This is a genomic window from Agriterribacter sp. (assembly GCF_035444585.1).
In the GTDB taxonomy this organism is placed as follows: Bacteria; Bacteroidota; Bacteroidia; order Chitinophagales; family Chitinophagaceae; genus Agriterribacter.
The window spans coordinates 1-4593 of the sequence record NZ_DAOMOZ010000298.1; the positions used below are offsets into that span (position 1 = coordinate 1).

General features: G+C 44.5%; 6 protein-coding genes and 1 pseudogene. 6 read left to right on the forward strand and 1 reads right to left on the reverse strand.

The window, feature by feature from the left end:
• A pseudogene (locus PLH26_RS20385) lies at positions 1-297 on the reverse strand (pirin family protein); the annotation flags it as partial.
• Between the two features lie 171 nt (positions 298-468).
• Between PLH26_RS20385 and PLH26_RS20390 the strand changes: the two are divergent.
• The 6 genes from PLH26_RS20390 to PLH26_RS20415 all read left to right on the forward strand — a co-directional run.
• Positions 469-855, forward strand: coding sequence for a winged helix-turn-helix transcriptional regulator (locus PLH26_RS20390; protein ID WP_324587864.1), 387 nt, complete (start codon positions 469-471; stop codon positions 853-855).
• Positions 856-1182: 327 nt separating this feature from the next.
• Positions 1183-1773, forward strand: a complete 591-nt coding sequence (locus tag PLH26_RS20395) for a TMEM175 family protein (protein WP_324587865.1) — start codon at positions 1183-1185, stop codon at positions 1771-1773.
• A gap of 49 nt (positions 1774-1822) precedes the next feature.
• Positions 1823-2122 carry a GNAT family N-acetyltransferase gene (locus PLH26_RS20400; RefSeq protein WP_324587866.1) on the forward strand — a complete coding sequence of 100 codons (300 nt, stop codon included), beginning with the start codon at positions 1823-1825 and terminating at the stop codon, positions 2120-2122.
• Between the two features lie 13 nt (positions 2123-2135).
• A complete protein-coding gene (locus PLH26_RS20405; protein WP_324587867.1) occupies positions 2136-2549 on the forward strand; it encodes an OsmC family protein in 414 nt (137 codons plus the stop codon).
• 178 nt (positions 2550-2727) lie between these two features.
• Positions 2728-3294, forward strand: coding sequence for a helix-turn-helix domain-containing protein (locus tag PLH26_RS20410; protein WP_324587868.1), 567 nt, complete (start codon positions 2728-2730; stop codon positions 3292-3294).
• A gap of 93 nt (positions 3295-3387) precedes the next feature.
• Positions 3388-4593: heavy metal translocating P-type ATPase (locus tag PLH26_RS20415; RefSeq protein ID WP_324587869.1), on the forward strand; the 1206-nt coding region annotated here is incomplete at its 3' end.

Genomic DNA, 4593 nt, shown 5'->3' on the forward strand with positions numbered 1-4593 from the left:
CATTATTTGAAAATCGCCGGTTTCCATTTTATGATCGCCATCACCCATTTCGCCTTCGATCAACAGGCTAACGGTCTCAAATCCGGCATGTGGATGCGGACCACCAGCCGGCACTTCGTCTTTCTTATCAAGCATATCATCCATTAGTATAATGAAGGGGTCGCTTTGTATGTAGTTGCTCTGAACCACCGCACGGGCGGTGTGTCCTGCCCCCAAAAATCCCGGGCGGGGCTGAGGCGTTTGAACGTCAATTGGCTTTCTTTTGATGGTCATGGTAATTGCTTTATTGTTGTACATTTCAGCTTTAATTTGTTGCTGAGTTTCCGCAATCTGTTGTTTGTCAGAACATTTGTTCAAAAGCAGACCTGCGAAAAAAATTGAAATATACCCTTTCGGTTTGATGACGCAAATTTACCATTATTTACTATACCTTTGTAAGTACTATACTATTGTATAGCATTATACTTTATGATAGCAAAACAAAAATCAATAAAAAAAACGGCTGAGCCCGTGCACCCGGAATGTATGGGAATGTTGCGCCCGATACGTGATGCACTCAATGTTTTGAACGGTAAATGGAAACTTCCCATTATTGTAGCGTTAACCTTCGGCGAAAAGCGTTTCGGGGAAATATCGAAAGAGGTTCATGGCATTACCGACAGGATGTTATCCAAGGAACTGCGCGACCTTGAAATAAACGGGCTTGTAAAACGAACAGTGGAAGACGCTTATCCTGTTAAAGTTACGTATACCTTAACACCGCACAGTAAATCGCTTAACGGGGTAATTGAATCGTTAAGGAAGTGGGGGATACTGCACAGAAAAAATATTTTGCAGCGTTCATTAAAGAAATAAATCAGCCTGCGTGTTTTTATATTTAACAAACCTTCAGGAGCAAAAAATAAAATAAGTTGGTATCCCGGATGATACCGCTGGCAACCTGCCGGCAGGGAACTACCGGTTAACGCCATCTGAGATCGGCGGCTTAATCTGGACTGAAAATATGGTACTTTGATTGGAGAGAAAATACACAGAAGTCTTCTGTTGTAGAACAGAAAGCAATATGCTGCTTATTTATTTTATTCAAAGCAATTGTAAAAATGCCGAAATTTGAAAACGGAAAATTGGTTCTGTAAGGATATCAAAGATTTAGTACCCGCTTCTCCGGAATAAATACTTTATATGCATAAAGGTCGCTTAGAAGCGTTCAGCGATGGTGTTATTGCCATTATTATAACCATTATGGTTTTAGAACTGAAGGTTCCGCATACCGATAATATTGCCGGGCTTAAACCGCTTTGGCCGGTGCTGATGAGCTACATGCTCAGCTTTATTTATGTGGGTATTTACTGGAACAACCACCATCACATGCTGTTTGCCGTAGAAAAGATCAATGGTACGGTACTGTGGGCCAACCTGCATTTGCTTTTTTGGCTGTCTTTAATCCCGTTTGTAACCGACTGGATGGGTGAAAATCATTTTACAAAATGGCCCGTTGTATTATATGGTATTGTTTTGATCATGAATGCCATTGCTTATACCATTTTGGCGGCAATACTCATGAAACGGGAGGGGAAAGAAAGTAAGCTTTCCAGGGCCTTCGGCCGGGACAGAAAAAGCAAGCTGTGTGTTTTGATTTATGCCGTGGCCATCGGTTCGGCATTTATAACCACAACCATCAGCTTAATGCTTTACCTGTTGGTTGCCATCATCTGGTTTATTCCCGATATACGCATTGAAAGGATTTTGGCGGGTAATGAAGAAAGCGAATAACATGCTTTGATAACCCGGGGTTTTAATATTTAACGCTTAAAAAAAAGTTATGGAGGATGTTAAACTGCAACTGGACGAAAAAGGGCACGGGCATTTTTATATTTCAGATGAAGAAGAACAGGTAGCGGAAATGGTAGTAAGCATTTCCAACGGCTTACTAACAGTGTACCATACTGAAGTGCTGCCAAAAGCGGAAGGTAAAGGCCTGGCAAAGCAGTTGCTGACGGCTATGGTGGATCATGCCCGGAAAAACGGGTTGAAGGTCATACCACTTTGCCCCTATGTGCATGCGCAGTTCAGGCGGCGCCCGGCCGACTATGCAGATGTGTGGAATGGATCTGACCAATAAAAAAACGACGCTGTTGAACAACAAAAAGATCATCGCTTCCGGGGAAGCGGAAAATAAAGGAGAACTGTATACTACCCCTGTACGGTCTGGTGAACATGCCTGGGTAGCCGACGAGCTGAAGTCAGTGGGGGGGCGGAACGCCGGTCCTGCACCGGGCGATTACCTGTGTATAGCCCTCGCATCGTGTAAGGCCATTACGCTGCGCATGTATGTGCAGCGCAAGCAATGGAAAGTGGACGTGATCAATGTGAAGGCAAACCTGGTGCGGGGTGAAGTACCCGGGGCGCCAAATACATTTTATTGTGAGGTAAATGTAAATGGTGATATTAATGAAGATCAGAAGAAAAGATTATTACAGATAGCCAAGGCTTGTCCGGTTAGCCGCTTGCTGGGCAAGCCAAATGAGGTGATTACTGTTGTCGGGTAGCTGCGTCAAACGTGAGAGGTGGTGAATAGTGAGTGGTGAGTGGTGAATAGTGAGTGGTGAGTGGTGAATTGTGAATGGTGAATTGTGAATGGTGAATCACTGCTGCCTGTTGCCTGTTCACTATTGCCTGTTCACTTTATTTTCATACTAAATGGTATGGGAACAAAAATTATAACCAATGAAACTGATCATTAAAAATATGGTTTGTCCGCGTTGTATCAGTTCGGTGGAGCAAATGTTGAAGAACAATAATCTGCCGGCCCGCTATATACGTCTTGGAGAAGTGGAATTAACAAAGGACCCGGGTAAAAGCAAGTTGGAACAGTTCTCTGCCGATCTGAAGAAAAACGGGTTTGAATTACTGGATGATCAGAAAATGCAACAGATAGAAAAAATAAAGAACCTGCTGATCGGCAAAGTACAGGAGGGAAGCGTGGAGGATCATTTCAGCATAAGCAAATTTCTTGGCAAAAAGATATTCAAAGACTATTCTGCACTCAGTAAATTATTCTCGGAGGTGGAAGGCATCACCATCGAGCAATTCTTCATTTTGCAAAAAATAGAAAAGGTGAAGGAATGGCTTATGTACAATGAGCTGTCTTTAAGCCAGATCGCTTTTAACCTGGGCTACAGCAGCACACAGCATTTGAGCAACCAGTTCAAAAAATTAACGGGCATGACACCTACCCGATTCAAGCAGCTGGGAGCTCCGCACCGCAAAGCCATTGATGCCATTCACAAATGAGCTGCGCGGCAAACAGATGTACAATTTATCCATAACAATGTAACAGAGGCTGTGATATAAGCAGGAGCTTTGTGCCATTAAATTCACGGAAAGATGAATACGGGGAACCATGAGTATAATTTACCTTTGGCAGGAGTAGACAGTGAGCATTGCGCATTGATCGTTGATAAGGGCCTGAGCAGGATAGGAGGTATTACCGCGCACAAAGTAGAGCTGAACAACAAAAGAGCGGTTATTGATACAGGTAATGCGGTGGAAATATTGCCACGGGCTGTTAAGGCCATTCGTGATCTGGGCTATGAAGTGGCTACCGTAAAGAAAGATTTTCCGGTACTTAATATGAGCTGCGCTTCCTGTGCCGCAAGTTCCGAAACCATTTTACAAAATCAGGCCGGCGTTGTAAGCGCAGCGGTCAACTACGCCAACGGAAAGGCGCTGGTGGAATACATTCCAACAGTTACCGGTCCTGCGCAGTTAAAAACTGCATTACAGGGCATAGGGTACGACCTGGTGATCGATGAAAGTGAAGAGGCGGGAGATGCGCTCGAAGCACTGCAGCAAAAACAATACAAAGCGCTCAGGGCAAAGACCATTACGGCAGCCGTTTTGTCCACGCCTGTTGTAATAATAGGTATGTTCTTTATGAATTTACCCTACGCTAACTATATCATGTGGGCATTGAGCACACCGGTCATTTTTATTTTTGGGAAACAATTCTTCGTGGGTGCATGGAAACAGGCAAAGCATTTCTCTGCCAATATGGACACCCTCGTTGCATTGAGCACCGGGGTTGCTTATTTGTTCAGCACTTTCAATACTTTATTTCCTGCTTACTGGCACAGCCGGGGATTGCATGCGCATGTGTATTTTGAAGCTGCCGCGGTGATCATCACGTTTATTCTGCTGGGCAAATTGCTGGAAGGAAAGGCGAAGGGAAATACTTCATCTGCCATAAAAAAGCTCATGGGCTTACAACCCAAAACCGTTACCGTGATACATGAAGGCGGTCAGCAGGCGCAAATGCCTGTTGCCGGTGTAACCGTGGGCACAACCTTGCTGGTAAAGCCCGGAGAAAGAATAGCGGTAGACGGAACAGTGATCGCCGGCAATTCTTTTGTGGATGAGAGCATGATCAGCGGAGAGCCGGTGCCGGTTGAAAAAACTAAAGGAAAAAAAGTGTTTGCCGGTACCATTAATCAAAAAGGCAGTTTTCAGTTCACAGCCGCTAAAGTGGGTGGCGATACTGTGCTGGCACATATCATCAAAATGGTGCAGGAGCCCCAGGGCAGCAAAGCGCCT

Coding starts and splice junctions, on each gene's coding strand:
- PLH26_RS20390 (WP_324587864.1), top strand. CDS start 469: ATGATAGCAAAACAAAAATCAATAAAAAAAACGGCTGAGCCCGTGCAC.
- PLH26_RS20395 (WP_324587865.1), top strand. CDS start 1,183: ATGCATAAAGGTCGCTTAGAAGCGTTCAGCGATGGTGTTATTGCCATT.
- PLH26_RS20400 (WP_324587866.1), top strand. CDS start 1,823: ATGGAGGATGTTAAACTGCAACTGGACGAAAAAGGGCACGGGCATTTT.
- PLH26_RS20410 (WP_324587868.1), top strand. CDS start 2,728: ATGAAACTGATCATTAAAAATATGGTTTGTCCGCGTTGTATCAGTTCG.